Consider the following 24032-nt stretch of genomic DNA (forward strand, 5'->3'; position numbering starts at 1 on the left):
CTCCCTTGCCTTACCACTTGTACTGCCTGCGGCCGCGTCCGGCGAGAACCGCTATCGCTTCATCCTGACAAGCGCCTCCACGAGGCCGAAGTCAGTCCTTTTCCATCATCTCGCCATCGACATAGAGCCAGCGCGGCGTGGTGCCAGCCTCGCGCGGCTCGAACACGAAACGGCTGCGCTCATGCAGCCGCCATGCACGGCCGCCCACCTTGTAGCGCGCGATGAACTCCACCGTGGCATGCGTATCGTCCTGCTGCGCATGCGCCTTGACTGCCAGCCCGAGCCAGCGCGTACCCGTATCGGCGGCCAGGTCGCCCGGGCAGGTGGTGGCATGCCAGGTCTGGCGCAACCAGTCGAGGTTGTTCAGCACATAGGCGCTGTAGCGCGAGCGCATCAGTGCCTCGGCGTTGGGGGGCATCACCTCGCCGCGATGGAAGCGGCCGCAGCACGCCGCATAGTCGGCGTTGCCGCACGGGCAGGGCTCGGCGCTGGCGCGCGGCGGGCGACGCGCGCTCATCCGATCAGCTCCGGCAGGTCGCGCATGTCGGTGAAGACTGTCTTGACGCCGGCCGCACGCAATTCGTCCGCGTTGGTGCGCGCGGCGTAGCCAAACACGGTCATGCCCGCGGCGACCCCCGCCGTGACGCCGGTGGGGCTGTCCTCGACGACCGCGCAGCGCGACGGGTCCACGCCCATCGTGCGGGCCGCCAGCAGGTACACGTCGGGCGCCGGCTTGCTGTGCTCGACCTCGGTGGCGGTGAAGATGTGCTCGTGCGCATCGTCGTCGGTGAACAGGTCGATCAGCGCCGTGTGCCCGAGTTGCAGCTTGACCTTGATGCGGTCCGCGCCGGACGCCACGCAAACCGGCAGGCCGCGCGCCTTGATGGCCTCGATCGTCGGGCGGATGTGCGGCACCGCCTCCAGTTCCTCGATCAGCGCGGCATCACGTCGCACGAACCATTCGGACAGGAAGTTGCGCGACAGCGGCTTGCCGAGACGCGCTTCGATGTTGCCCAGCTCGTCCCGCACGGCCTTGCCGAGGAACCAGCGCGTGGACTCCTCCAGCGTGATCTCGATGCCCAGTTCGTTGAGCACGCGGTTCAGCACGCGATGGACGATGGGCTCGCTGTCGACGAGCACGCCGTCGCAGTCGAAGATGACACAATCAAAGCGTGCGGGCTGGTTTGCTGCGGTCATGCGGGTTTCTTTTCCTTGGTGATGTCGTTGCCGCCGACGGCGCGCAGTTCGGTCTGCCGACGGCTTTTCAGATGTTGCTCGACCTGGTCGAAGCGATCGAAGCCCCAGAACGGTTCGCCATCGATGATGACGAACGGGGACCCGAAGACGCCCTTGGCCATCGCCACATCGATCTCGGCCTTCAGCTGGTCCTTGATCTGGTAGCTCGTGGCGCCTTCGTTCATGGCGATCGGGTCAATGCCGAGCGCCTCGGCCAGCCTGGCCAGCTCCGCGGGCTCGGCGATATTGATGTCATCGACGAACAGCGCCCGATAGACCGCCTTGGCGAAGGCCGTGGCCTTGTCCGCGCCGTGCTGGTTGTGCAGCCACAGCATCGCGCGCGCGGCATGCTGCGTCGGCAGCGGGAAATGCGTGGGCCGCTTGTAGTCGATGTCGTGGAACTGCGCCGTGCGCTCGAAGTCGCGCCAGCAGTATTCGCCCTTGAGCGGAATGCTCGGCAGCGGCGAGGACCCCGTGGTCTTGAACACCACCCCCAGCAGGATCGGATGCCACACCACGTAGCGGCCGTGCTTCTGCGCGATCTCGTCGATGCGGGTGCTGGCGAAGTAGCCGTAGGGCGAGGAAAAATCGAAGTAGAAATCGATCGGTGCGGTCATGGCGAGCGGGCTCCGGTTCAGGATTCAGTGACGACTGGGCTAACGGTGCTGCGTCTTTCTGTGCTGCGTCCTTCGGGTCTTCTTCTTGCGGGGCGAATCCGTGCGCGGCGCGTCAGCCGAGCGCGCGGGCGATCAAGATCTTCTGGATGTCGCTGGTGCCTTCGTAGATCTGGCAGACGCGCACATCACGATAGATCCGCTCGACCGGGAAATCATTCACGTAGCCGTAGCCGCCGAACACCTGGATGGCATCCGAGCAAACGGCCTCGGCCATTTCGCTGGCGAACAGCTTGGCCATCGCGGCCTCTTTCAGGCAGGGGCGCCCGGCGTCCTTGAGCGCGGCGGCGTGCCACACCATCTGGCGGGCCACATCGATGCGCGTCGCCATGTCGGCCAGGCGGAACTGCACGGCCTGATGCTGGAACAGCGGCTGGCCGAAGCTCTCGCGCTCCTTGGCGTAGGCCAGCGCGGCCTCGAACGCGGCGCGCGCCATGCCGATGCTCTGCGAGGCAATGCCGATGCGGCCGCCCTCGAGGCCGGACAGCGCCATCTTGTAGCCGGCGCCCTCCTCGCCCAGCAGGTTCGCGGCCGGGATGCGGCAGTCCTCGAACACGATTTGCGCGGTGTCCGACGAATGCTGGCCCAGCTTGTCTTCCAGGCGGGCGACGATGTACCCCGGCGTGGCGGTCGGCACCAGGAAGGCGCTGATGCCGCGCTTGCCGGCGGCCTTGTCGGTGACGGCCATGACGATGGCCACATCGGCATGCTTGCCACTGGTGATGAACTGCTTCACGCCGTTCAGCACGTAGTGGTCGCCGTCGCGCCTGGCCGTGGTGCGCAGCGCCGATGCGTCCGAGCCCACGTGCGGCTCGGTCAGGCAGAACGCGCCGAGCATCTCGCCGCGCGCCAGCGGCACCAGCCACTGCTGCTTCTGCGCATCGTCGGCAAACGACATCAGCATGCTGCACACCGGGCAGTTGTTCACGCTGATGACCGTGGAGGTGCCGCCATCGCCGGCCGCGATCTCTTCCAGGATCAGCGCCAGCGACAGGTAGTCGAGCCCGGCACCGCCGAGTTCTTCCGGCACGGCCACGCCATAGGCGCCCAGCGCCGCGAGTTCCTTGTGGACGTCCTTGGGAAACGTCTTGTCGCGGTCCCACTGCGCCGCCTGCGGCGCGATGACTTCCTGCGCGAACTGCCGGACGGCGTCGCGGATCATTTCCTGTTCGGGGGTCAGCAGCATGTCGTCTTACCAGGGGATGGCGGTGCCATCGTAGTTGTGGAAGCTGCCGTTATCGCGATGGGTCACGCCGGCCAGCACGCGGCGCATGCCGGACACGCTCTGCCGCGCCGTGATATCGGCCTTCGGACCGCCCATGTCGGTCTGCACCCAGCCGGGATGCAGCGCCACGCAGGTCGCATGACGCGCATCGAGCGAGATCGATTTCAGCGCGGCATTGGCCGCCGCCTTGCTGACGCGATAGAGCCAGCTGCGATTGCTATCCATCGCGCTGATGCTGCCCATGCGGGACGACAGCACGGCAAGCACGCCGCCGCGGCCCTGGTTGCCGGTCTCGACGAACGGCAGCATCACCGGCAGCGCCATCATCGCGCCCAGCACGTTGGTGTGCATCACGGCATCGAAGTCCTCGCGCGTGACCGGTTGCGCGCCTTCCGTGCGCGGGCCGATCACGCCGGCGTTGTAGATCGCCACGTCCAGCGATTCGCCGTCCAGCTTCCAGCCCAGTCCCGCCATGGCGGCGGCATCGGTCACGTCCAGCTTGTGGGCTTCCGCGCCGAGGGCCTTGAGTTCCGCCACGCCTTCGTCGCTGCGCGCGGCGGCGATCACGCGCCAGCCATCGGCACGATACTGGCGGACAAACTCGAGACCCAGACCGCGCGAAGCGCCAAGGACGAGGGCTGTGGGCATGGAGAGACTCCTGTTCTTCGATGTGGGTGGAGGGATCAGAGCAGTTCGATACCGACCGCGGTGGCCTCGCCGCCGCCGATGCACAGGCTGGCCACGCCCCGCTTGCCGCCGGTCTTGCGCAGCGCGCCGATCAGCGTGGTCATGATGCGTGCGCCCGACGCGCCAATCGGATGGCCCAGCGCGCACGCGCCGCCGTGGATGTTGACCTTCTCGCGCGGAATCCTGAGGTCGTGCATCGCGGCCATCGGCACCACGGCAAAGGCTTCGTTGATCTCGAACAGGTCGACGCTGTCGCTGTTCCAGTCGAGCTTGCGATACAGCTTGGAGATGGCTTCCACCGGCGCGGTGGTGAACCAGCCCGGCGCCTGCGCGTGCGAGGTATGGCCAAGCATGCGGGCCAGCGGCTGCAGCCCCAGCGCCCTGGCGGTGGATTCGCGCATCATCACCAGCGCGGCCGCGCCGTCATTGATCGACGACGACGAGGCGGCCGTGATCGTGCCGTCCTTGGCGAAGGCGGGCTTCAGCGAGGGAATCTTGTCGACCTTGATGCGGCGCGGGCCTTCGTCGGTATCGATCACCGTGTCGCCGGCCTTGCCGGAAACCGTCACCGGGGCGATCTCCCAGCGGAAGTCGCCGCGCTCGGTGGCCTGCTGCGCGCGGCGCACCGATTCCATCGCGAAGGCATCCTGTTGCTCACGCGTGAACTGGTACTTGGCGGCACAGTCCTCGCCGAAGGTGCCCATTGCGCGGCCTTTGTCGTACGCGTCTTCCAGGCCATCCAGCATCATGTGGTCGTAGATCATGCCGTGGCCGATGCGATAGCCGCCGCGCCCCTTCGGAATCAGGTACGGCGCGTTGGTCATGCTCTCCATGCCGCCGGCCACGGCGATCTCGAACGACCCCGCCAGCAGGCCGTCGTGGACGGACATCGCGGCGCGCATGCCGGACCCGCACATCTTGTTGACGGTGGTACACGCCACGTCCAGCGGCAAGCCCGCGCCCAGGGCCGCCTGACGGGCCGGGGCCTGGCCCTGGCCGGCTGGCAGCACGCAGCCGAACACCACCTCCTGAATCTGCTCGGGCTTCAGCCCCGCGCGCTCGACGGCGGCGCGAATCGCGGCGGCACCGAGCTGGGGCGCCGTCACGCTGGCGAGTTCTCCCTGGAATGCACCCATTGGGGTGCGGGCGGCGGATACGATAACGATCGGGTCTTGCATGTCGGTCTCCTGAAGGCGGGGGTGTGGCCCGGGATGTCGGAATCAGCGGATCGATGCTTGTGGCGGATCGCCGAACTGGCGGTAAGCGGCGGCCAGTTGCGCCTGAAGTTCATCGTTGCTGCTGGCGGCCATGCCGAGGTCGCGCAGCAGGCCGTCGGACACGCCGTAGACCCAGCCATGCACGGTCAGGGCCTGGCCGCGGTCCCAGGCGTCCTGCAGCACCGTGGTCTGGCAGACGTTGTTGACCTGCTCGATCACGTTCAGCTCGCACAGGCGCGTGTGGGCGTCGTCCTCGCGCAGCACCGTGCCGAGGTAGGCCGAGTGCTTGTCGGCCACGTCCTGCACGTGGCGCAGCCAGTTGTCGGCCAGGCCGACGCGCTGGCGCTTGAGCGCCACCTTCACGCCACCGCAGCCGTAGTGACCCACCACGGTGATGTGGCGCACCTTGAGCACATCCACCGCGAACTGCAGCACGGACAGCGCGTTGAGGTCGCTGTGCGAGATCACGTTGGCGATGTTGCGGTGAACGAAGACCTCGCCCGGTGCCAGGCCGAGGATCTGGTTGGCGGGCACGCGCGAATCGGAACAGCCGATCCACAGGTATTCCGGCGCCTGCTGGTTGGCAAGGCGCGTGAAGAACGTGGGGTCTTCCGCGTTGACGCGGTCCACCCATTCGCGGTTGTTGCGGAACAGCTGGGCGATGGCGTCACTCATGCTGCCCTCCTTGCGAGATTTGTTGCAGGCTGGCCCGCGCCGGGGCCGTAGCGATTGATGAAGCGCTCTTTACTGTCGTAGGCAAAAAAGTCATGGACATGTCCGGCCAGCAGCCGGTCTTTGTGGTGCTGCCACATGGTGGCGTCAAAGAAATCTTCGTGATGCCGCAAGAAGGCGGCGCGCACGCGGAGGTCCCCCAGCAGGAAGGTGCGATAGGTCTCCGGAAAGATATCGTGCGGATGTACGGTGTACCACACCTCGCCGGACATTTCCTCTTCCTCGTTGCGGGGTTCCGGCACGCGGCGGATATTGCAGTCGGTCAGGTACTCAATCTCGTCATAGTCGTAGAACACCACGCGGCCATGGCGCGTCACGCCGAAGTTCTTGTAGAGCATGTCGCCCGGGAAGATGTTCGCGGCGATCAATTCCTTCACGGCGTTGCCATATTCGATGATGCCGTGCTCCACCTGCTCGTCGGTGCCCTCCTGCAGCCAGAGGTTCAGCGGCGTCATGCGGCGCTCGATATAGACGTGGCGCACGACGATTTCCTCGCCGCCGTCCTTGCCGCGCTGGTATTCGATCATTGACGGCGCGTGCTGGTGGAGCTCGCGCACCAGCGCCTCGTCAAAGCGCGCCAGCGGGAAGGCCACGTCCGAGTATTCGAGCGTATCGGCCATGCGGCCCACGCGATCGTGCTGCTTCACGAGCTGGTACTTCGACTGTACCAGTTCGCGCGTGGTTTCCTTCGGCGCCGGAAAGAAGTCCCGGATGACCTTGAACACGTACGGGTATGACGGCAGCGTGAACACCAGCATCACCAGCCCCTTGATGCCGGGCGCGCTGATGAACTTGTCCGACGAGTGCTGCAGGTGGTGCAGGAAGTCCCGGTAGAACAGGTTCTTGCCCTGCTTCTGCAAACCCAGGGACGTGTAGATTTCCGCGCGCGATTTGCGCGGCAGGAGGTCGCGCAGGAAAGTCACGTAGGCCGACGGGATCTCCATGTCGACCATGAAATAGGCGTGCGCGAACGAAAACAGGATCAGCAGCTGTTCCTGGCGCAGCAGCACCGTGTCCAGCATCAGCTTGCCGGACGGGCCGTGGATGATCGGGATTGCCAGCGGATAGGTCTGGTCGCCATTGAGCACGCGGCCGATGATGAATGCCGACTTGTTGCGGAAGAACAGCGACGACAGCGTGTGTACCTGGAAATTCGGGGCGATCCGGAATTCGCCGAAGTGCTCGGTCACGGCGCGCACCACGTAGCCGATGTCGCGCGTGAGGTCCTCGAACGGTCGCTCGAGCTGGTAGTTGTGGACGACTCGCTCGAAGCAGGCGGCCATGCCTTCGCGGCTGCCCGGGTAGTAGGCCCGGAACGTCGGTCGGGTCGGCGATTCTTCGTTCTCGATGTACTCGGTCGAGATCGCCGGCCGCACGAAGATGAAATCGTTGTTGAAGTACGAACGGTGCAGCAGCCGCGTGCAGACCGAGTTGAAGAACGTCTCGGCCAGTTCCGGCTGGTGATGCTTGGTCAGCAGTCCGATGTAATGCAGCTTGATCTGCTGCCAGATGCCGTCCTCGATGCGCTCGGCGTCGTATTCCTCTTGCAGGATCAGGCTGGTTTCGCGCACGCGCTCGTTGTAGAACGCGATGCGGTCGCGCTGCAGTTGCTGCAGGCCATGCCAGTCGCCCGCCTCGAAGCGGACCTTGGCCGCATGACTGACTTCCCGGAACAGGCGATAGTGCTTGTCGAACCCGCCCAGCATGGTCCGCGCCACATCGTAGGCAATCTGCGACGAGAGCAGCTTGGGGAAGTGCGACATGACTCGGACGGGCGGAGGATGGCGGTCAGGAGATTGTATGCGCGTTCGGTGGTCGCTTCCGCGCCCCACCGAACGGCGCTTGCATCACATTGTTTCGGAGAAAAGCTCGCGACCGATCAGCATCCGGCGGATCTCCGAGGTGCCGGCACCAATCTCGTACAGCTTGGCATCGCGCCACAGGCGACCGGTCGGGTAATCGTTGATGTAGCCGTTGCCACCGAGGATCTGCACGGATTCCCCGGCCATCCAGGTCGCTTTTTCCGCGGTGTACAGGATCACGGCGGCGCAATCCTTGCGCACCTGGCGCACGTGCCCGCTGCCCAGCGCGTCGAGGTTCTTGCCCACCGTATAGAGGTAGCTGCGGGCGGCCTGCAGCGTGGTGTACATGTCCGCCACCTTGCCCTGGATCAGCTGGAATTCGCCGATGCTCTGGCCGAACTGCTTGCGGTCATGGATATACGGCGTGATGACATCCATGCAGGCCTGCATGATGCCGACCGGGCCGCCGGACAGCACGGCGCGCTCATAGTCGAGCCCGCTCATGAGCACCTTGGCACCACCGTTCTCCGCGCCGAGGATGTTCTCGATGGGCACTTCGACGTCCTGGAACACCAGCTCGCCCGTATGGGAGCCGCGCATGCCCAGCTTGTCCAGCTTCTGCGCGACCGAAAAGCCCTTCATGCCCTTTTCGACGATGAAGGCCGTCATGCCGCGCGCGCCCAGGTCCGGCTCGGTCTTGGCGTAGACCACCAGCACATCGCAGTCCGGACCGTTGGTGATCCACATCTTGGTGCCGTTGAGCACGTAGCGATCGCCCTTGAGATCGGCGCGCAGCTTCATGCTGACCACGTCCGACCCGGCGTTGGGCTCGCTCATCGCCAGTGCGCCGATCCATTCGCCCGAGACCAGCTTGGGCAGGTACTTCGCCTTCTGGGCGGCCGAGCCGTTGCGGTGGATCTGGTTCACGCACAGGTTCGAGTGAGCGCCGTAGGACAGCCCCACCGACGCCGACGCACGGCTGATCTCCTCCATGGCGATCATGTGGGCCAGGTAGCCCATGTTGGCGCCGCCGTATTCCTCGGCCACCGTGATCCCCAACACGCCGAGGTCGCCCATCTTCTTCCAGGCGTCCATGGGGAACTGGTCGGTCCGGTCGATCTCGGCCGCACGGGGCGCCAGCTCCGTCTGGGCCCAGCTGCGCACGGATTCGCGCAGCATCTCGATGTCCTCGCCCAGATCGAATCTCAGGCCTGGCAGTTCGGTCATGTTGGTCTCCTGTCGGTATGGGTATGGTGTCGTGCCGGATATTCTATTGACGTTTACGTAAACGTCAATTGAAACCGGCGTGTCGGGCAAAAAAGTGGCGAATCAGGCGGTACCGGTCTTGGCGTGGCCATGGGCGTGTGACGCCAGCAGTGACTTGCACTGGCGCTCGTGCTGATCGATCTCGGCCAGTTGGGCCTGCAGGTCCTCCATTTGCCGCTCCAGCGTCCGGCGGTGCTGGGCCAGCGAGTGCAGGAAGCGCTCAAGCTGGGGCGCGGTGTCGCGGGGTGATTCGTAGAGATCCAGAATTTCGCGGATCTCATTGAGAGTGAGCCCTAACCGTTTTCCTCGCAGCGTCAGTTTGAGGCGGGTCCGTTCGCGGCCGTTATAGACGCGCTTGCGGCCGCCCGGGCCTTCGCGGTCCGGCGACAGCAGGCCCTGATCCTCGTAGAACCGGATGGCGCGAGGCGTGACGTCGAACTCGCGCGCGAGGTCGGTGATCGTGTAAGTGGCGGAAGATGGCTGTGCCGGCATGGTGCGCCCAGAAAAGTGAACGGTCGTTCGTTGCGCGATCAACTTTTCGTCTAAGATTGAGAATCGTGATGCGCGAATTGACGTTAACGTTAGCGTCAACTGCGGCGCCTGACAATGACCCTGACAAGAGCGCAGCCCGATGCGCCAGATTGACGAGACATTCCCCAATGAACGCACTCGAACACCAGCTTCAATACCCGTTTGGCGACACCATGCCGGAGCCTGGCGCCCGGCAGGAAGTGGCACCCGGCGTCTACTGGCTGCGCATGCCGCTGCCCTTCGCGCTGGACCATATCAACCTGTGGCTCGTGCGCGACCATCTGGATGGCCGGGACGGCTGGACCATCATCGATTGCGGCATCACCAACGACACCATCAAGACCCACTGGGAAACCATCTTCGCCAACGAGTTGGAGGGCCTGCCGGTACTGCGCGTGCTGGTGACCCACTGCCACCCGGACCACGTGGGGCTGGCACACTGGCTGTGCAAGCACTGGAACGTGCGGCTGTGGATGAGCCTGGGCGACTACATGTCCGCGCGCGTGATGGCCGGCGGCTCGGGCGTCGGCTCGAACGCGGGTGGAGATTTTGCCGCGAGCCACTTTGCCCGCCATGGGCTGGTGGATCCGGACAACCTGGAAAAGCTGCGCGCCCGCAAGAGCTACTACCCGTCGCTGGTGCCCGACCTGCCCACGCAATACCGTCGCCTGATGGATGGCGCCACGGTCTCGATCGGCACCGATCCGGCCACGTCCGCCTGGCGCGTCATCACGGGTTACGGTCACGCCCCGGAACATGTCGCGTTGTTCAACCCTGCGACCCATGTGCTGATTTCCGGGGACATGGTGCTGCCGCGGATCTCGACCAACGTGAGCGTGTTCGACATGGAGCCCGAGGCCAATCCGCTGCAGCTCTACCTGGATTCGCTCGGCAAGTACGCCGACCTGCCCGACGATGTGAAGATCCTGCCGTCGCACGGCCGGCCGTTCCAGAACCTGCATATCCGCATCCGGCAACTGCAGGAGCACCATGTCGACCGCCTGGCCGAAACACTGGCCGCCTGCGCGGAAAAGCCGTGCAACGCGCACGACATCGTCGGCGTGATCTTCCGGCGCCAATTCGACATTCACCAGCTGACGTTCGCGATGGGCGAAGCGCTGGCGCACTTGCACGCGCTCTGGCATCGCGGCGAGCTGGTGCGGGAATGCGGCGATGACGGCGTGATCCGCTTCCGCAAGACATGATTCTGGCGTCGTTGCGCAGCCTGGCCAGAACCGCTATCGCTTCATTTTTCTAGCGCCTCCAGGGCCAGGGCTCTCAAGGCCCGACACCCAGACGCCCCGGCATCCGTCGGGGCGTTTGCATTTCAGAACCCTTCCGCAAGCGTCTTCAGGTAGCGCACGCCGGCGACGGCCCGGCTGCCGTACCACGACAGCATTTCCCCGTCGACCAGCATCACCGGCTTGCCGAGCTGACGCTCCAGCGCATCGGCGTGGTCTTCGGTGAATCGATAGGGCTCGGTCGACAGCAGCACGGCATCGAGGTCCCGCACGAGCGCGTCGCTCCAGCGGAAGGTCGGATAGCGTTCGCCCGGCGCATTGGGACGGCTGCAGTCGCCATCGACGCAGGCCGCCATGTCCGCGCTGTCATCCGGCCACGTGGCCCAGTTCACCAGCGCGAGCATCCGGCTGATGTAAGTGGTGCGCGAAACCGTCATCCACGGGTCCTGCCAGATCGCGTAGAGCACGCGGCGGGCGGGCCACGACCTGGCGCGGATGCTGTCGAGTTCGGCCTGCAGAGCCGTTACCAGCGCTTCGGCCTGCGGCTGGCGACCAAATATCCCGCCGAGGAGCCGGTACAGCGCAACGTTGTCTTCCGGCGCGCAGGGATGGGTCACGATCACGTGCGGCACGAACGTGCGAATCTCGTCGACGGTGTCGCGGCGATTCTCGTCGATGTTGACCACCACATGCGTCGGCGCGAGGTCGCGCAGCTTGTCGAGCTTGACGTCCTTGGTGCCACCGACCTTGGCCACGGCACGCACGGCAGGCTCGGGATGGATGCAGAAGCCGGTGCGCGCCACCATCCGGTCGGCAAGATCCAGGTCGAACAGCAGTTCCGTCACCGACGGCACCAGCGATGCGATCCGCACCTCGCCGGCGGCGACGGCGTGCAACTGCCCGATCGCGTCCGTCCACATCACGCGCTCCCGGACCGGCGCGGCTTGCGTGGCGCACGGGCGAACAGCGCGTCGTAGAGCCATAGCGGCATCACGTGCAGGATCGACGCCACCACGCCCATTGGCCACGGAATCACCGTGTAGCGCGTGCCCGCGGCGATCCTTCGCACGGCCTTGCGGGCGAAGACGTCGGCGTCCATCAGGAACGGCATCCGGTATGGGTTGTGCGCGGTCATCGGCGTGCGAATGTAGCCCGGTGCGATCGTCACCACGCGGATCCGATGACGGCTCTGTTCCAGCCGCAGGCTTTCCAGCAGTTTGACCACGGCGGACTTGGAGGCGCTGTACGCCCCGCCGCCCGGCAGGCCGCGCACACCGGCCACGCTGGCGATGCCGACCAGTGTGCCCCGCCAGCCGCCGACCCCGGGCGCGCGCTCGCGCATCGGATTCAGGAACGGCTGGAACGTCGTCAGCACGCCAAACCAGTTGGTATCCATGACCGTGCGGAATACCTCCAGGTCCTCACGTTCGCTGGCGACGGTGCCCACCGAGATGCCCGCATTGGCGATCACCACGTCCGGGCAACCGATGTGGGCCAGGAAGTCCGCGGCGGCATTGCCCATGGCGTCGGCATCGCGCACATCCACGGCATACACGCGCACGGCACCGGGATTGGGCAGGGATGCGGCGAATTCGCGCAGCGCATCCTCGCGCCGCCCCACCAGCCCCAGTACGGCGCCTTGCGCGGCATAGGTACGGGCCAGTGCCTGGCCAATGCCGCTGGAGGCACCGGTAAGGAAGACTTTCAGGGCTTGCATCGGATCAATATAGCGAACTCGGGAATGGATGAATGGCATGGCCACATGGCAAAACGGCCCGGCGCACTGGAACGTGCACCGGGCCGTCGGGGATCACACGCCAGGTGGCTGCGACAATTTGCCACGGCCTCCGCCGCAGCACGCCTGCCAGCCGATGGCGATCAGAGCTTCTTGTCGCGGACGCCCGTGACCAGGAAGTCCATGGCCTGGATGGCCGCCGGCTTGGTGCCGGCGATGGACGGCGAGGTCTCGTACTTGCCCTGCACCACCACCGTCGGCACACCGTCGATCTTGTAGGCATCGGCAATCTTGTTGGCGCGCTGCGAATTGGTGGTCACCGAGAACGAGTTGTAGGTGTCCAGCCACTGCTTGCGGTCGATGCCGTTCTTGGCCATGAAATCGGCGATTTCGTCCGTGGACAGCATGCGCTTGCGGTCCTTGTGCATCGCATCGAAGACCTTGCCGTGCAGGGCTTCCAGCTTGCCCAGCGATTCCAGCGCATAGAAGATCTTCGTGTGCGGCAGCAGGTCTTCGCGGAAAGCCACCGGCACGCGCTTGAACACCACGTCCTTGCCCTGCTTCTTCACCCAGGCTTCCAGTTCCGGCTCGAAGTCGTAGCAGTGCGGGCAGCCGTACCAGAAGAACTCGGTCACCTCGATCTTGCCGGCGGGCACGGGCTGCGGGGACTTCAGCACAGTGTAGTCCTTGCCCTCCGTCGGCGCGGCCATGGCGGCGGGGGCGGTCATCAGCAGGCCGCTGACAGCGGCAAGCGTGGCAAACAGGGCGGCGATTTTCTTCATCTTTGAAGGGCCTTCTGGTTAGGCAGGATAGTTAAGCGAGGTGAAAGACGGATCGAACTCAGCGTATGACCGCGGCACCGGGTTCCGGTTCACCGCGGCCGCCAGCCATCTTACTGCTTGGTAAAGCGGATCACGGACGCTTCGAAACCCGCCGACTGCAGGCGGTCCCGGGCGCGGTTCATTTCCTCGATGCGGTTGAACGGCCCAAGTCGAACGCGATACATCTTCACGCCGTTGACATCACGGTCGGTCACCTTGGCCTCGAAGCCCTGCATGGCCAGGTTGGCTTTCTGGCGATCGGCGTCATCCTGCGACCGGAAGGCCCCGACCTGTAAGAGATAGCCGACCTTGTTGGCATCGGCCTGCGCGATTTCCGCAATCGGGTCCGCCACCGGCTTCTCCGCCGGACGCGTGGCAGGCTTTTCCGCCGGCTTCGACGCCTCGGCCGGCTTGCCGTTGGGCACCTCCGCCGGGCGGGTCACCGCCACGGGCGGCTGCTGCGGCGCGGGGGCCGACGGCTGGGCGGCCTCGGGCGGCTGGCCCACCGGCTTGGCCGGGGTCTTGCTCCACAACGGCTTGTTGGGATCGCTCTGCGCTTCGCCCTGCTGCTGCGGTTGCTGCGCCGGATTGGGCAGCGTGCTGGCCACATTGCCGGGCTCGCTCGGCCGGGGCGCGCTGCTGCCGTTGCCGCCCTTCTGCTGGAACGGCGCGGGCGACTTGGTGATGTACAGGGCGACCACCACGGCGATGGCCAGGCCGACGATCAGCCCGAGCACCAGGCCCAGGAACGTACCGCCGCGCTGCATCCGGACGGGGCGGTGCGGGCGCGGATCGCGCTTGCGTTGCTGTTGCATGAAGTCCTCTTCGGTGTTGCCGGGGATTATAGAGCCAGTCCCGTGGGGTGCTGTCTCATATTGGCCTGAAATTCCGAAACGGCGACCACCCCCGTGGCGGGCCCGGCGCGCGACGCGGCTGCACGACGACACGCCGCGCCACCGCTTCGCGCATCGCTCAGTTGGCCGGGGCTTCCCGGTCCATGCGCTGCGGCGCAGAGACGCCGATCACGGCCAGGCCGTTCTTCAGCACCTGGCGCGTGGCGGCCAGCAGCGCCAGTCGCGCGCGCTTGACCGTTTCATCGTCCACCAGCACGCGGTCGGCGTTGTAGAAGGCGTGGAAGTCGCCGGCCAGGTCGCGCAGGTAGAACGCCACGGCGTGCGGGGCCAGTTCCGTCGAGGCGGCGGCCAGCATGTCCGGGAATTCGGCCAGGCGGCGGCCCAGGGCGATGGCCTGCGGGCTCACGTCCGCCGCGGTCACCGCGGCCAGGTCGGCGCCGGCCAGTTCCGGCAGGCGGGCTTCCCAGTCCGCGCCGCCCCATGCCTCGAAGATCGAGCAGATCCGGGCGTGGGCGTATTGCACGTAGTACACCGGGTTTTCATCGTTCTGCTTTAGCGCCAGGTCCACGTCGAACACGAATTCGGTGTCGGCCTTGCGCGACAGCAGGAAGAAGCGCACCGCATCGCGGCCGCGCGTGAAGTGCGCGGGCCAGTCGGCCACGCCCCCTTCCAGGCAGCTGCGGATGGTTTCATCGCCGCCGTTGCTCCATTCGATCAGGTCGCGCACGGTCACGTACGAACCGGCGCGCTTGGAGATCTTCACCTCCTCCCCGTTCTTCATCACGGTGACCATCTTGTGCAGCACGTAGTCCGGATAGCCCTGGGGAATGCCCAGGTCCAGGCCCTGCAGGCCGGCGCGCACGCGGGCGATGGTGCCGTGGTGGTCGCTGCCCTGCACGTTGATGACCTTGGCGAAACCGCGCTCCCACTTGGTGGTGTGGTACGCCACGTCCGGCACGAAATACGTGTAGGTGCCGTCCGTCTTCTTCATGACGCGGTCCTTGTCGTCGCCGTCGTCGGTCGTGCGCAGCCACAGGGCGCCTTCGTTCTCGTAGGTCTTGCCCTTGGCGACCAGCGACTGCACGGCGGCATCCACGCGGCCGTCGCTGTAGAGCGACGACTCCAGGTAGTAGCGGTCGAACTTCACGCCAAAAGCCTGCAGGTCGATGTCCTGCTCGTTGCGCAGGTAGGTCACCGCGAACTTGCGGATCGACTCGATATCCTCGATGTTGCCGGACGCGGTCACGGGCTCGCCATCGGAGGCGGCGACGGTCTTGCCGGCCAGGAAATCGGCGGCGATGTCGGCGATGTAGTCGCCGTTGTAGGCGGCCTCGGGCCAGCCGTCATCGCCCGGCTTCAGGCCGCGCGCGCGGGCCTGGACGGAGATCGCGAGCGTCTGGATCTGCACGCCGGCGTCGTTGTAGTAGAACTCGCGATGGACCGCCCAGCCCTGCCAGGCCAGCAGGTTGGCCAGCGCGTCGCCCAACGCGGCCTGGCGGCCGTGGCCCACGTGCAGCGGGCCGGTGGGGTTGGCGGAAACGAATTCGACCAGCACCTGGCCATGCTCGCCGGCCGGCCGGGCGCCGAAACGGTTGCCTTCGGCCAGGATGGCGCGCAGCACGTCGGCGCGGGCGGCCGGCGTCAGGCGCAGGTTGATGAAGCCGGGGCCGGCGATTTCCAGCGCGGCCACCAGCGCGGACGCGCGGGGATCGGCCTTGACGGCGTCGACGACCTTCTGGGCCAGTTCGCGCGGGTTGCTCTTGAGCGCGCGGGCCACCTGCATGGCGATGTTGCAGGCCAGGTCGCCGTGGGCGGCCGCCTTGGGACGCTCGAAGGTGACCGCGGGCAGGGCGGCGTCGGCCGGGGCGAGCGCGCGTACGGCGTCCGTGAACGCGGCGGCAAGATTGGAGGTCTGAACTGGCAGCATGGATCTCTGGGCCCTGAGGCCGGGTGCGTCCGGCACCGCGGGGGTCGCTCACGATCGCGGCGGCCAGGGATGGCCGGCATGTGAACGCCGCGTCGCGTGACCGGCTCTGGAATTCGGGAAACGCGGAATTTTATCAGGTGCTATGCTGACATCATGCGACGACTCGTGTGCTTCGCGCGCGGGTATCGCCACTCGTGAAAGGAAACATCATGCTGATCACCTTCAAATCCCACGCGGCGCAAGACCTGATCATGATGAAGGATCTTGCCATGACGCTGCTTGGCATCATCGGCAAGCATCTGGGCGAACGCGGGGTGATCACAACCGAAGAGCTGCCGCGCGCCATCCAGAAGCTGGAAGCCGCCGTCCAGGACGCCAGGAAGGTTCACCCGGCCGACACCTCAGTCCATCCCGGCAAGGATGACGATCAGGAGGAAGAGCCGCTGCACCTCGGCCAGCGCGCCTACCCGTTCCTCGACATGTTGCGCGCCTCGCAGAAGGAAGGCACTGACGTGATGTGGGGCGTCTGACCCGCTGACCGATCCGGGCGTCGCCTTAAGCGGCGCCCCTATGCGTCGCGTTGTGCGGCGCCTGCCCCCTACTATCCCCGCGCCGGGTCTCCGGCGCGCCAGCCCCGCCCAGCGGCCTCCCAGCCCCTCCCAGCCCCTCCCAGCCACGCCCAGTCCCGACTGACCCTGCCGGGCATCCGGCCCGTTTTCCACCCGATTCCCGCGCCTCGCCCATTGCCGGAAAGCCGATGGAAGCCGTCGGCCCTCGCCTTGGAGATCGGGGCCGGCGCGCGCAAAAAAAAGCCCGGTCGCCGTGTTAGGGTGACCGGGCGTCCCGGACCAGGGAGATATCCGGAAAGGGGGTTCTGCTGAAGGGGTAAAGCGAAAAAACGGTTGATGCGACGGAGATCGTCGACGGAAATCGGCTACTCGCCCCGGCGGCCGGCCAGCAGCAGACCGACGAAGGCACCTACCAGCGCGGCCAGTCCCACGGCCTTCAGCGGCGAATCCACCACGCGTTGACGACCGTGATCCACGGCCACGTCCATCTGGTCGCGCGCCCAGTGCATCCCGTCGGCGCCGCGCGCACGCACGCGGTCCGCCATGTCCTGGGCGCGCATGCGCAGGCGGCGGCCGGCGGCCATGCTTTCCGCCGATCCTTCGTGTGCCAGCACATCGATCGTCTGCTGGAGCTGGGCGATCAGCGCGCGTACTTCGTCAGATACCGGGCCGGCGGCGTCGCGCGCGGCATCGCGGGTATCGCGGGCGGCATGTTTGATCTGCCGTACGGCTGCGTCGGCGTTGTCGTGCAGATGATTGATTTCCTTCCGGACTTTGGGGTTCTGCGTGAGCATAGGTACTCCTCTATTCGGATGTGAGACCCCGCCAGACGGAGCCATTCGGCAGCACTGCTGCCCGTCAGGGCCCCCGGCGGGCGGATGCGGATCGCCGCGCCTACCTTCCCCGTCGGAGCAGGCCCATGACGAAGGTCACCAGGGCCACGATCAGGAAGATGAAGAACAGGATCTTCGCGATTTCCACGGCGCCGGCGGCAATACCGCCAAAGCCGAAGATCGCGGCGATCAGGGCGACGATGAAGAAAACGAGTGCGTAGTGCAGCATGGCCAGTCTCCCGAGGTTAGCGGGCGCACCGGCGGGTGGTGCGTCCGGCTTGCGCCACGGTGCGCAAGCTCATAGCCTCATCCTAGGGTCCGTCCCCGGCAGGCAGTACCGAAACCACACCGATTCCCGTGTCAGCCAAGTCCTACAACGCGCATCGCTCCACGCCGGGTGCGCCGGCCCGCCGCGCCCGGTACGATTGACCCCGCAATGACGATGTGATTCCATGGCCGCACGCCAGAAACCGGTACTCCTCATGGCCAAGCATTCCCTCCTACTCCGGAACACCCTGCTGCTTGCCGGCGGCATCGTGCTGACGCTGGCCGTGCTGATCGCCTCGGAGACGGGCAACCTGCGCCTGCGCGCCGGCTACACCGAAGCCATCCGCTCCCAGCAACTGCAAAGCGATCTCGGAGCGCTGGTCGGCGAACTCGTCAATGCGGAAGCTGGCCAGCGCGGCTTCCTCCTGACCGGCAAGGACAGCTACCTGGATCCGTACTACAAGGCACTCCCCCACATCAACGAGCTGATGGCACGGATCCGCCAGCACTACGCCAACGATCCCGAAGGCCTGCGGCAGTTTGGCGAGGCGTCGCAGTTCGTCACGCGCAAGCTCAACGAGATGGCGCTGACGCTGGTCTACGGCAAGCGCGACGTCGAAGTGGCGATGGACCTGATTCGCACGGACTTTGGCCGGCAAACCATGGAAAGCGCCCGGCGCGGGCTGGAGCAACTGCAGGCGCGTGAATCCGGCACGGTGACCCACAACCTGGAGGCCGCCGAGCACGATCTCCAGCTTTCTCGCTACGGCATCGGGCTGCTGACGGCCATCAACATCCTGCTGCTGGTCACGGTGGGGCTGGGACATGCGCGCCGGATGTCGATGGCCGAGGCCGCGCGTACCCAGCTGGAAGAGGAAAGCGCCCGGCTGGACCGCAAGGTGCGCTCCCGCACCCGCCAGTTGTCCGCGCTGGCCGCGCACTTGCAACGCGTGACCGAAGACGAGAAGACCCGGCTGGCGCGCGAGCTGCATGATGAACTGGGCGCCATCCTGACCGCCATCAAGCTCGACCTGCACTGGGTGCGCATGCGCGTGCAGGAGAATCATCCGGAGGCGCGCGACAAGCTGACCCGCGTGATGCTGCACGTCGACCAGGGCATCCAGATCAAGCGCCGGCTGATCGAGGACCTGCGCCCGACCGTGCTGCTGAACCTGGGCCTGCGCGAGGCCATCCTCCAGTTGGTGGAGGACGTGGGCACCCGCAACCAGTGGGAAATGAAAGTGAACGTGCCGGAGTCGCTGCCGCAATTGCGCGACAGCGCCGCCATCGCGCTATACCGCATCGTGCAGGAGTCGCTGACCAACGCGAGCAAGTACGCGGAGGCCGTGTATGTCTCGGTCAGCCTGGCGCACACCGGCCACCACCTGACGCTGACCATCCGCGACGACGGCAAGGGGTTGCCCCCCGATTTCGAAGCCGGCAGCATCGCCGGCCATCACGGCCTGCTGGGCATGGAGCAACGCGTGCTGGCGCTGGGCGGCACCATGCACATCGACTCGGCACCCGGCGAGGGCGTGGAGGTGCGGATCGAAGTGCCGCTCACGACCAGCGTGCTGGCACCGCCGGAAGACACCGAGGTGTGATGAAAGCGAGCGGGGCGGCGTCGCTATGACGCCGAGGTGGCGTAGTCCTCGATGACCCGGAACACTTGTTCCAGCTCGAGCGACTTGTCGAAGAAGTAGTCCGCGCCCGCCTCCGCGCACTGGCGGCGGTACATCGATACCTGGGCGTGGTTCGTGTACACGATGCGGATACCGGACAGCCCGGCGCGCTGCATCTCCCGCAGCACGTTGATGCCATTACCCTGGCGCAGTTGCAGGTCGACGATCACCACGTGGTAATGGCCATCCGTGGCCAGCCGCAGCGCCATGCTTTCCGTATCGGCCCAGTCCACCGTTTCCACGAACGGGAACGCCGTCAGGTATTCCAGGAGCATACCCCGCAACACTGCGGAGTCTTCGATCAGGAGGACGCGCAGCGATCGGTTCGGGGAGGCCGTGGCTTGCTCCGGCATGGTGTGAGGGGGCGGACTGACGAATGGGTTTTGCGAGGGAGTCAGACCATTCCTATTCGACCAGGCCATTCTTGATCGCGTAGTAGGTCAGGTCGGCGTTGGTCTTCATGCCCATTTTCTCCAGGATCCTCGAGCGATAGGTGCTCACGGTCTTCACGCTCAGGAAAAGCTCGTCCGCGATCACCGATACCGACTGGCCGCGCGACAGCTTGCAGAAGATCTGGAACTCGCGTTCGGAAAGCGTCTGGTGCACCGGTTGCTCGGTGGGCTTATCCAGACCGCCGATCAGCAGGTCCGCCACCGTGGGGCTGACGTAGCGACGGCCCTGGGCCACGGTGCGGATCGCCTTGACGAGATCCTCCGGCGCGGACTCCTTGGTCAGATAGCCGGACGCGCCTGCACGGATCAGGTTGATCGCGTACTGGTCTTCCGGATAAGTGGAGAGGATCAGCACCGGCAAACTGGGCAAGCGCTGCCGGATGAGCTTGAGCACATCGATGCCATTGCGGTCCGGCATGGAAATATCGAGCACGAGGACATCGAACTCGCTGTCGCGCAACTGCGCCATCACTTCGTCGCCACTGGCGGCTTCGCCCGTCACCTTGATGTCGGGTTCCTCTGAAATGAACTGGCGCAGACCGGCGCGAACGATCTCATGATCGTCGGCGATCAAGACGCGGATCATCGGTGTCTCCACGGTGAGGGTGCGGCCCGCATGCCGCTGCACGGTCCGGGCCGGTTCCCTGCATTGTAGTGCCGCCCTCGCGTCAAATATGTCGGTGTCGCGCTGACATGACGCGCCACGGCGACAGCCGGATGCGGCTTGCAGGCGGCCATCGGCGCGGAGCGGGACGCTGCGCATTGCTGCATTGCGCCACGTCGGCGGCGGCAGAAAAAAAACGGGCGCCGAAGCGCCCGTTTCCCGGTTTGTCGAGGCGGCCTGGAGGGGGCCGTCGATCGGAACGATGGAATCGTTACTGGATCTTGGCACCGGCATCCGCACCGCCGCTGGCGCCGAGCGGCGTCACGCCGTCCTTGGCATCGCCCTTCTTCGACTTGGCCTTGGCATGGCTGCCGTGCTTGCTCTTCGCCTTGCTGTCGGCCTGGGCGCCGGCATCGGCCTTGGCGTCCGCGGCGGACGGCGTGGCGGCGGCACCCTGGGTGCTCAGCCCGCCCGACGTGTTGACCCCTGCGTTGACACCGGACTGCGCACCCGGCGCGGTCACGGCGGCGCCCACGCCGGCTTGCGTGCCGGCGGTCGCGCCAGTTCCTTGCGCCATCGCGAGCGAGGAAGCGGCGGCGATCGACAGGGCGGACAGGGAGATCAGCAGTTTGTTCATGGAAGAGACTCCTTTTCTGGAATGCTCCGCGGCGAAACATTCGCCGCGGCATTCACGCGGTGTCACGTGAACTGAGGCTCAGTCTATGGAGTCCCTGCTACCCGGTCTGTGAGCACTTGTAATGCCCTGTAAGCAGTGGTGAGTGCGCCGTGCACCTGTCATCGGGGTGCGATGTGGTTCATCGCTGCCCGCGTGGCCGCGCAAATTCCCTTACGCATCAACGGCCGCGGCACCCGCCGCGGTGGCCGAACCACTGCCCGCAAGCAGCGCGCCGGCCATTGCACATCGTTACAGGTTCGGTGCGAGCGCCCGCTCCATCGTCGCGCGATCTTCGCCGCGACGGGCCACCATGTCTTCCAGCTGGTCCTGGCCGATCTTGCCCACGCTGAAGTACGTGGCATCGGGATGCGACAGGTAGAAGCCGCTGACCGAAGCGGCCGGCGTCATCGCTAGCCCGTCGGTGATGCCCATGCCAATCTCGGTGGCGTCGAGATACTCGAACATCGGCGCCTTGACCGTATGCTCGGGGCAAGCCGGATAACCGGGCGCCGGGCGGACGCCGCGGTAGTCCTCGGCGATCAGCTCGTCGTTGCTCAGGGACTCGCCCGCGGCGTAGCCCCACAGGTCCGTCCGCACGCGTGCGTGCAGGCATTCGGCGAACGCTTCCGCCAGACGGTCGGCCAGCGACTTGAGCATGATCGCGCTGTAGTCGTCGTGATCCGCTTCGAACTGCGCTTCCTTCTTGTCCACGCCGATGCCAGCCGTCACCGCGAACAGGCCGATGTAGTCGGCCACGCCACTCGACTTCGGCGCGATGAAATCGGCCAGGCAGCGATTGGGACGACGCACGCCATCGACCACGGGGCGCTCGCTCTGCTGTCGCAGGTTGTGCCACGTCAGCGCGACTTCGCTGCGCGATTCGTCGGTGTAGATCTCGATGTCGTCGTCGTTGACCGTGTTGGCCGGCAGCAGTGCCATCACCCCGTTGGCGGTCAGCCAGCGGCCCTGGATCAGGCGGGCCAGCATGCTCTTGCCATCCGAGAAGACCCGACGGGCGGACTCGCCGACGATCTCGTCATTGAGGATGTCCGGGAATTTGCCGGCCAGATCCCACGTCTGGAAGAACGGACCCCAGTCGATGTAGTTGGCCAGCTCGGAAAGATCGTAGTTGCGGAACACGCGGCGGCCGATGAACTTGGGCTTCGGCGGCACGTACGTGCTCCAGTCGAACGGCGTCTTGTTGGCGCGGGCCTGCGCCAGCGTCACCATCGGCGTGGCCTTCTTGCTGGCGTGCTGCGTGCGGATGCGGTCGTAGTCCGTCTTGAGCTCGTCCAGGTACCGGGCCGCGCCTTCGTCGGACAGCAGGCTCGATGCCACGCTGACCGATCGCGAGGCGTCCGGCACGTACACCACCGGGCCTTCATAGTTCGGGGCGATCTTCACGGCCGTGTGCACGCGCGACGTGGTCGCGCCGCCGATCAGCAGCGGAATCTTCTTGATGCGGAAGTAGTCGTCACGCTGCATCTCGGATGCCACGTAGGCCATTTCCTCGAGCGACGGCGTGATCAGCCCGGACAGGCCGACGATGTCCGCGCCCTCGACCTTGGCGCGCGCCAGGATCTCGTTGCACGGGACCATCACGCCCATGTTGACCACTTCGAAGTTGTTGCACTGGAGCACCACCGACACGATGTTCTTGCCGATGTCGTGCACATCGCCCTTCACCGTGGCAATCACGATCTTGCCGCGCGCCCTGACGTCGCCGCCGGCTTCGGCCAGCAGGCGCTTCTCTTCCTCGATGAACGGCAGCAGGTGCGCCACCGCCTGCTTCATCACGCGCGCGCTCTTCACCACCTGCGGCAGGAACATCTTGCCCGCGCCGAACAGGTCGCCGACGACATTCATGCCATCCATCAGCGGGCCTTCGATCACTTCGATCGGACGGCCACCGCGCGCGGCGATCTCCTGGCGCGCTTCCTCGGTGTCCTCGACGATGAACGTGGTGATGCCATGCACCAGCGCGTGCGACAGCCGCGCAGCCACCGTCACGGGCTGCTCGGGCGTGCCGCGCCAGACCAGGTTTTCTTCCTTCTTCGCGCTGCCGCCCTTGAAGCGGTCGGCAATCTCCAGCAGGCGGTCCGTGGCGTCGTCGCGGCGGTTCAGCACCACGTCTTCCACCCGCTCGCGCAGCTCGGGGTCGAGCTGGTCGTACACGCCGAGCTGGCCGGCATTGACGATGCCCATGTCCATGCCGGCTTCGATGGCGTGGTACAGGAACACGGTGTGGATGGCCTCGCGCACCATGTCGTTGCCGCGGAACGAGAACGACACGTTGGAGACGCCGCCGCTCACCTTGGCGTACGGCAGGTTCTCCTTGATCCAGCGCGTGGCGTTGATGAAGTCCACCGCGTAGTTGTTGTGCTCCTCGATCCCGGTGGCCACCGCGAAGATGTTCGGGTCGAAGATGATGTCCTCGGGCGGGAAGCCGACCTCGTTCACCAGGAAGTCGTAGCTGCGCTTGCAGATCTCGGTCTTGCGCGCGAAGGTATCGGCCTGGCCCTTCTCGTCGAAAGCCATCACCACGCTCGCGGCGCCATAGCGGCGGATCAGTTCAGCGTGATGGCGGAATTGCTCCTCGCCCTCCTTGAGCGAGATCGAGTTCACCACGGGCTTGCCCTGCACGCACTGCAGGCCGGCCTCGATGACTTCCCACTTCGACGAGTCGATCATGATCGGCACGCGCGCGATGTCCGGCTCGGACGCGATCAGGTTCAGGAAGCGAACCATCGCGGCCTTGGAGTCCAGCATCGCCTCGTCCATGTTGATGTCGATGATCTGGGCGCCGTTCTCCACCTGCTGGCGGGCCACCGCCAGCGCCTCGTCGAACTGGCTGTTCAGGATCATGCGCGCGAAGGCCTTGGAGCCGGTGACGTTGGTCCGCTCGCCCACGTTGACGAACAGCGTGTCGTCATCGATGGTGAAGGGTTCCAGGCCGGACAGGCGCATCGGACGCGGGGGGAGGTTTTGCTGGCTCATGGGA

24 protein-coding genes are annotated in these 24032 nt (G+C 65.9%); 3 read left to right on the forward strand and 21 right to left on the reverse strand.

Annotated elements, in window-relative coordinates:
• Positions 1-91: 91 nt before the first annotated feature.
• The 10 genes from AC1DOX_RS01320 to AC1DOX_RS01365 form a co-directional block, all read right to left on the reverse strand.
• On the reverse strand, positions 92-517 hold the full coding sequence (locus AC1DOX_RS01320) for a YchJ family metal-binding protein (protein WP_441623869.1): 426 nt from the start codon (positions 515-517) through the stop codon (positions 92-94).
• A complete protein-coding gene (locus AC1DOX_RS01325) occupies positions 514-1197 on the reverse strand; it encodes an HAD family hydrolase (RefSeq protein WP_477101356.1) in 684 nt (227 codons plus the stop codon). Before AC1DOX_RS01325 ends, AC1DOX_RS01320 begins: the two co-directional genes overlap by 4 nt.
• The gene (locus AC1DOX_RS01330; RefSeq protein ID WP_092135545.1) at positions 1194-1853 is read right to left on the reverse strand and encodes a 2-hydroxychromene-2-carboxylate isomerase; all 660 of its coding nucleotides are present in this window, start codon (positions 1851-1853) and stop codon (positions 1194-1196) included. The genes AC1DOX_RS01325 and AC1DOX_RS01330 overlap by 4 nt, the downstream gene beginning before the upstream one ends.
• 112 nt (positions 1854-1965) lie before the next feature.
• The gene (locus tag AC1DOX_RS01335) at positions 1966-3096 is read right to left on the reverse strand and encodes an acyl-CoA dehydrogenase family protein (RefSeq protein ID WP_092135543.1); all 1131 of its coding nucleotides are present in this window, start codon (positions 3094-3096) and stop codon (positions 1966-1968) included.
• Between the two features lie 6 nt (positions 3097-3102).
• Positions 3103-3783, reverse strand: coding sequence for an SDR family oxidoreductase (locus tag AC1DOX_RS01340; protein ID WP_092135542.1), 681 nt, complete (start codon positions 3781-3783; stop codon positions 3103-3105).
• Positions 3784-3818: 35 nt separating this feature from the next.
• Positions 3819-5000: an acetyl-CoA C-acetyltransferase gene (locus tag AC1DOX_RS01345; protein ID WP_441623864.1), complete on the reverse strand. Its 1182-nt coding sequence runs from the start codon at positions 4998-5000 to the stop codon at positions 3819-3821.
• Positions 5001-5042: 42 nt separating this feature from the next.
• Positions 5043-5714, reverse strand: a complete 672-nt coding sequence (can, locus tag AC1DOX_RS01350; RefSeq protein ID WP_092135539.1) for a carbonate dehydratase — start codon at positions 5712-5714, stop codon at positions 5043-5045.
• Positions 5711-7534 carry a bifunctional isocitrate dehydrogenase kinase/phosphatase gene (aceK, locus tag AC1DOX_RS01355; protein ID WP_441623862.1) on the reverse strand — a complete coding sequence of 608 codons (1824 nt, stop codon included), beginning with the start codon at positions 7532-7534 and terminating at the stop codon, positions 5711-5713. The genes can and aceK overlap by 4 nt, the downstream gene beginning before the upstream one ends.
• A gap of 84 nt (positions 7535-7618) precedes the next feature.
• Entirely contained in the window at positions 7619-8800 is a 1182-nt protein-coding gene (locus AC1DOX_RS01360) for an isovaleryl-CoA dehydrogenase (RefSeq protein WP_441623860.1), read from the reverse strand.
• 102 nt (positions 8801-8902) lie between these two features.
• Entirely contained in the window at positions 8903-9331 is a 429-nt protein-coding gene (locus AC1DOX_RS01365) for a MerR family transcriptional regulator (protein ID WP_092135534.1), read from the reverse strand.
• A 167-nt stretch (positions 9332-9498) separates the two neighbouring features.
• On the opposite strand from AC1DOX_RS01365, the gene AC1DOX_RS01370 reads away from it, so the two are divergent.
• A complete protein-coding gene (locus tag AC1DOX_RS01370; protein ID WP_441623858.1) occupies positions 9499-10575 on the forward strand; it encodes an MBL fold metallo-hydrolase in 1077 nt (358 codons plus the stop codon).
• A 122-nt stretch (positions 10576-10697) separates the two neighbouring features.
• On the opposite strand, the gene AC1DOX_RS01375 is transcribed toward AC1DOX_RS01370, so the two are convergent.
• From AC1DOX_RS01375 to argS, 5 genes are all read right to left on the reverse strand, one after another.
• On the reverse strand, positions 10698-11531 hold the full coding sequence (locus tag AC1DOX_RS01375) for a helical backbone metal receptor (protein ID WP_441623856.1): 834 nt from the start codon (positions 11529-11531) through the stop codon (positions 10698-10700).
• Positions 11531-12328: an SDR family oxidoreductase gene (locus AC1DOX_RS01380; RefSeq protein ID WP_441623854.1), complete on the reverse strand. Its 798-nt coding sequence runs from the start codon at positions 12326-12328 to the stop codon at positions 11531-11533. The genes AC1DOX_RS01375 and AC1DOX_RS01380 overlap by 1 nt, the downstream gene beginning before the upstream one ends.
• A gap of 161 nt (positions 12329-12489) precedes the next feature.
• Positions 12490-13128: a thiol:disulfide interchange protein DsbA/DsbL gene (locus AC1DOX_RS01385; protein ID WP_092135528.1), complete on the reverse strand. Its 639-nt coding sequence runs from the start codon at positions 13126-13128 to the stop codon at positions 12490-12492.
• 110 nt (positions 13129-13238) lie between these two features.
• Positions 13239-13982 (reverse strand): SPOR domain-containing protein, encoded by a 744-nt coding sequence (locus tag AC1DOX_RS01390; protein ID WP_441623852.1) that lies wholly within the window; start codon positions 13980-13982, stop codon positions 13239-13241.
• 157 nt (positions 13983-14139) lie between these two features.
• A complete protein-coding gene (gene argS, locus AC1DOX_RS01395) occupies positions 14140-15948 on the reverse strand; it encodes an arginine--tRNA ligase (RefSeq protein ID WP_441623850.1) in 1809 nt (602 codons plus the stop codon).
• A gap of 209 nt (positions 15949-16157) precedes the next feature.
• Between argS and AC1DOX_RS01400 the strand changes: the two genes are divergently transcribed.
• Positions 16158-16478: a DUF1840 domain-containing protein gene (locus tag AC1DOX_RS01400; RefSeq protein ID WP_092135523.1), complete on the forward strand. Its 321-nt coding sequence runs from the start codon at positions 16158-16160 to the stop codon at positions 16476-16478.
• Between the two features lie 404 nt (positions 16479-16882).
• Here the strand turns inward: AC1DOX_RS01400 and AC1DOX_RS01405 are convergent, their stop codons facing one another.
• Both AC1DOX_RS01405 and AC1DOX_RS01410 read right to left on the reverse strand, forming a co-directional pair.
• On the reverse strand, positions 16883-17311 hold the full coding sequence (locus tag AC1DOX_RS01405; RefSeq protein ID WP_441623848.1) for an ElaB/YgaM/YqjD family protein: 429 nt from the start codon (positions 17309-17311) through the stop codon (positions 16883-16885).
• Positions 17312-17411: 100 nt separating this feature from the next.
• A complete protein-coding gene (locus tag AC1DOX_RS01410) occupies positions 17412-17579 on the reverse strand; it encodes a DUF1328 domain-containing protein (RefSeq protein WP_092135520.1) in 168 nt (55 codons plus the stop codon).
• 253 nt (positions 17580-17832) lie between these two features.
• Here AC1DOX_RS01410 and AC1DOX_RS01415 point away from each other — a divergent pair, with 253 nt between their 5' ends.
• Complete coding sequence (locus tag AC1DOX_RS01415; RefSeq protein WP_441623845.1) at positions 17833-19221, forward strand: CHASE3 domain-containing protein; 1389 nt, start codon at positions 17833-17835, stop codon at positions 19219-19221.
• A 23-nt stretch (positions 19222-19244) separates the two neighbouring features.
• On the opposite strand, the gene AC1DOX_RS01420 is transcribed toward AC1DOX_RS01415, so the two are convergent.
• The 4 genes from AC1DOX_RS01420 to metH all read right to left on the reverse strand — a co-directional run bounded on the left by AC1DOX_RS01420 (position 19245) and on the right by metH (position 24028).
• Positions 19245-19652, reverse strand: coding sequence for a response regulator (locus tag AC1DOX_RS01420; protein WP_092135519.1), 408 nt, complete (start codon positions 19650-19652; stop codon positions 19245-19247).
• Between the two features lie 52 nt (positions 19653-19704).
• Positions 19705-20337 (reverse strand): response regulator, encoded by a 633-nt coding sequence (locus tag AC1DOX_RS01425; protein ID WP_441623843.1) that lies wholly within the window; start codon positions 20335-20337, stop codon positions 19705-19707.
• 289 nt (positions 20338-20626) lie between these two features.
• A complete protein-coding gene (locus AC1DOX_RS01430; protein WP_441623841.1) occupies positions 20627-20992 on the reverse strand; it encodes a hypothetical protein in 366 nt (121 codons plus the stop codon).
• A gap of 288 nt (positions 20993-21280) precedes the next feature.
• Positions 21281-24028 (reverse strand): methionine synthase, encoded by a 2748-nt coding sequence (gene metH, locus AC1DOX_RS01435; RefSeq protein ID WP_441623839.1) that lies wholly within the window; start codon positions 24026-24028, stop codon positions 21281-21283.
• Positions 24029-24032 lie beyond the last annotated feature (4 nt).

Source organism: Cupriavidus sp. 01L415 (genome assembly GCF_056400065.1).

What these genes read in the sequence shown, in the direction of transcription:
- AC1DOX_RS01365 (WP_092135534.1), bottom strand. Translation starts at nt 9,331, where the DNA reads ATGCCGGCACAGCCATCTTCCGCCACTTACACGATCACCGACCTCGCG.
- AC1DOX_RS01325 (WP_477101356.1), bottom strand. Translation starts at nt 1,197, where the DNA reads ATGACCGCAGCAAACCAGCCCGCACGCTTTGATTGTGTCATCTTCGAC.
- AC1DOX_RS01410 (WP_092135520.1), bottom strand. Translation starts at nt 17,579, where the DNA reads ATGCTGCACTACGCACTCGTTTTCTTCATCGTCGCCCTGATCGCCGCG.
- AC1DOX_RS01420 (WP_092135519.1), bottom strand. Translation starts at nt 19,652, where the DNA reads ATGCCGGAGCAAGCCACGGCCTCCCCGAACCGATCGCTGCGCGTCCTC.
- AC1DOX_RS01335 (WP_092135543.1), bottom strand. Translation starts at nt 3,096, where the DNA reads ATGCTGCTGACCCCCGAACAGGAAATGATCCGCGACGCCGTCCGGCAG.
- AC1DOX_RS01320 (WP_441623869.1), bottom strand. Translation starts at nt 517, where the DNA reads ATGAGCGCGCGTCGCCCGCCGCGCGCCAGCGCCGAGCCCTGCCCGTGC.
- AC1DOX_RS01330 (WP_092135545.1), bottom strand. Translation starts at nt 1,853, where the DNA reads ATGACCGCACCGATCGATTTCTACTTCGATTTTTCCTCGCCCTACGGC.
- can (WP_092135539.1), bottom strand. Translation starts at nt 5,714, where the DNA reads ATGAGTGACGCCATCGCCCAGCTGTTCCGCAACAACCGCGAATGGGTG.
- AC1DOX_RS01380 (WP_441623854.1), bottom strand. Translation starts at nt 12,328, where the DNA reads ATGCAAGCCCTGAAAGTCTTCCTTACCGGTGCCTCCAGCGGCATTGGC.
- AC1DOX_RS01430 (WP_441623841.1), bottom strand. Translation starts at nt 20,992, where the DNA reads ATGAACAAACTGCTGATCTCCCTGTCCGCCCTGTCGATCGCCGCCGCT.
- AC1DOX_RS01370 (WP_441623858.1), top strand. Translation starts at nt 9,499, where the DNA reads ATGAACGCACTCGAACACCAGCTTCAATACCCGTTTGGCGACACCATG.
- AC1DOX_RS01340 (WP_092135542.1), bottom strand. Translation starts at nt 3,783, where the DNA reads ATGCCCACAGCCCTCGTCCTTGGCGCTTCGCGCGGTCTGGGTCTCGAG.
- aceK (WP_441623862.1), bottom strand. Translation starts at nt 7,534, where the DNA reads ATGTCGCACTTCCCCAAGCTGCTCTCGTCGCAGATTGCCTACGATGTG.
- argS (WP_441623850.1), bottom strand. Translation starts at nt 15,948, where the DNA reads ATGCTGCCAGTTCAGACCTCCAATCTTGCCGCCGCGTTCACGGACGCC.
- metH (WP_441623839.1), bottom strand. Translation starts at nt 24,028, where the DNA reads ATGAGCCAGCAAAACCTCCCCCCGCGTCCGATGCGCCTGTCCGGCCTG.
- AC1DOX_RS01400 (WP_092135523.1), top strand. Translation starts at nt 16,158, where the DNA reads ATGCTGATCACCTTCAAATCCCACGCGGCGCAAGACCTGATCATGATG.
- AC1DOX_RS01375 (WP_441623856.1), bottom strand. Translation starts at nt 11,531, where the DNA reads ATGTGGACGGACGCGATCGGGCAGTTGCACGCCGTCGCCGCCGGCGAG.
- AC1DOX_RS01360 (WP_441623860.1), bottom strand. Translation starts at nt 8,800, where the DNA reads ATGACCGAACTGCCAGGCCTGAGATTCGATCTGGGCGAGGACATCGAG.
- AC1DOX_RS01390 (WP_441623852.1), bottom strand. Translation starts at nt 13,982, where the DNA reads ATGCAACAGCAACGCAAGCGCGATCCGCGCCCGCACCGCCCCGTCCGG.
- AC1DOX_RS01415 (WP_441623845.1), top strand. Translation starts at nt 17,833, where the DNA reads ATGGCCAAGCATTCCCTCCTACTCCGGAACACCCTGCTGCTTGCCGGC.
- AC1DOX_RS01405 (WP_441623848.1), bottom strand. Translation starts at nt 17,311, where the DNA reads ATGCTCACGCAGAACCCCAAAGTCCGGAAGGAAATCAATCATCTGCAC.
- AC1DOX_RS01345 (WP_441623864.1), bottom strand. Translation starts at nt 5,000, where the DNA reads ATGCAAGACCCGATCGTTATCGTATCCGCCGCCCGCACCCCAATGGGT.
- AC1DOX_RS01425 (WP_441623843.1), bottom strand. Translation starts at nt 20,337, where the DNA reads ATGATCCGCGTCTTGATCGCCGACGATCATGAGATCGTTCGCGCCGGT.
- AC1DOX_RS01385 (WP_092135528.1), bottom strand. Translation starts at nt 13,128, where the DNA reads ATGAAGAAAATCGCCGCCCTGTTTGCCACGCTTGCCGCTGTCAGCGGC.